Origin of the sequence: Bacillus pseudomycoides DSM 12442 (assembly GCF_000161455.1) — a bacterium.
Taxonomy (GTDB): domain Bacteria; phylum Bacillota; class Bacilli; order Bacillales; family Bacillaceae_G; genus Bacillus_A; species Bacillus_A pseudomycoides.
Genome location: NZ_CM000745.1, coordinates 5,611,961 through 5,613,608, shown reverse-complemented (window position 1 = coordinate 5,613,608; position 1,648 = coordinate 5,611,961). Strand labels below are relative to the sequence as shown.

The window sequence follows — 1,648 nt, the reverse complement described above, 5'->3', positions numbered from 1 at the left end:
GATATACTTCAGGATATGAATGCGTCTTCTCAAACTCTTTCATTTCTTTAACACGTTCTTCCCGACTTTTCGTATACCTTTCTTCTTGTTGTACTGGTTGTTTCTCGTTTGACTTTTCTTTAGATGCCTGCCTGTTAGAATGAGGTTCTTTTTCTGTCTCCCTTCCAAGCATCGCCAACACTTCTGCCTTATACTGTTGTTTATACTCGTTCTCTTCTTGAGAAGGAGCAATCTCTTCTAAAACTTGTTCCTTATATGACTCTTTATAAGCCTCTTTGGGGATTTCTTTAGGTATCAGCACCGCTTGATTTTTTTCAATTAATGGCTCTTGAGGCTGTGAAGACTGTTCAACTTGATATTCCATCTTTTGATTGGCTGTTTCGTCCATTCTTTGCCGTTCGATAGCTCTTTGTTTTATCAAATTTTTTACCACATCAGACAACTGCTTCTCTCCTGTAAGTCGAAGAGAAGATTTCGACCAATTTTCACCATCTATTTCTTGTTCATATACTCTCACTTTCCCGGTATCATGATGAACATCAATTGTAATATCTCCTTGCCCCCAGTCCATTGCGCTTGTCACAGAGGGAATCGCAATGCGAGTAATACCTGGTTCCACCCCTCGTTGTTTCTCATGCATATTTCCTTCAGGAAATCTTTCTATTGGTTTACCAGCTGTTTTTAATGCATATTTGTACAATGCCTCTTTTACCTCTTCTTGTTTGACTTGTTCTTTTATATTCATTTTCCATTCCTCCTTTAAATAAAAAAATCACTTTCCATTTTGAACGATAAGTGATGACAGTTTTTCTTCATTCAGTTGTGCAAGCAAATCATTTACCGTTCCAGTTCCACTTCTTGTTTCTTTTTCTTCGTTACATTTTGGAATTGTGCAAAGTTCGAGAATGGTTCAAACTGTTTTTCCCGATCAGCCACTTTCGATTCGGTTTGCTTCGTAACTGTAACTCCTTCTTTGTTCAACTTTTCTTGAACTTTACTTTCTAATTGATTAACGGATTCTTGGGTAATGAGTTCATTATCAATTGCTACATTTTTCGTTGCAAAATAACGTTCTTCCACCTGTACACGGCTTATAATACTATCAATATCGTTCACTGTTTCATTAGATTGAGCACGTTTAAACGCTTCATATTTTTCACTTAATTCTTTCTCCATCGAAGCTGTAACATGTTTAGCCGTATGAGGAAGTGGTTGTAATTTTTGTTCTAATGACTCAATTGGTGCATATCCTTCCTGTTTCATTTCTTTATATAATTCCACCTCTTTTTCACTAAACGTTAACTCTTTTTGATCCTCAGCTTTATCTACAAAGTCTACTTCTCTTTGTACCCATTTATCATATATTGCTATTTTGACTAGATCATTTAAATCAATCTGTGCATCTTTTTGATGTACAACAAACGAACTTCCTTTCCCATCAAAAACAGAGTTATGGACTGTCTCATATAAATCTGGTTGCAAAATTTTATTTAAGTGAACATCTTTTACACTACCGTTTTTTTCCGTTAAAGATACAGATAAACCTTCTTGATTTGGTTCTTCTTCCTTCCGTATTGGTATGTCAGTAATCTCTTTAGTAAAAGCATCCATCATGTGTATTTTTCCACCATACATATCTTGAGCATCC

General features: G+C 35.7%; 1 protein-coding gene and 1 pseudogene. Both read right to left on the bottom strand.

Features of this window, described 5'->3' with window-relative positions; all coding sequences use genetic code 11:
- On the bottom strand, positions 1-745 hold a 745-nt coding region (locus BPMYX0001_RS28390), incomplete at its 3' end, for a hypothetical protein (RefSeq protein WP_033799538.1).
- Positions 746-837: 92 nt separating this feature from the next.
- Positions 838-1,648, bottom strand: a pseudogene (locus BPMYX0001_RS34400) (hypothetical protein); the annotation flags it as partial.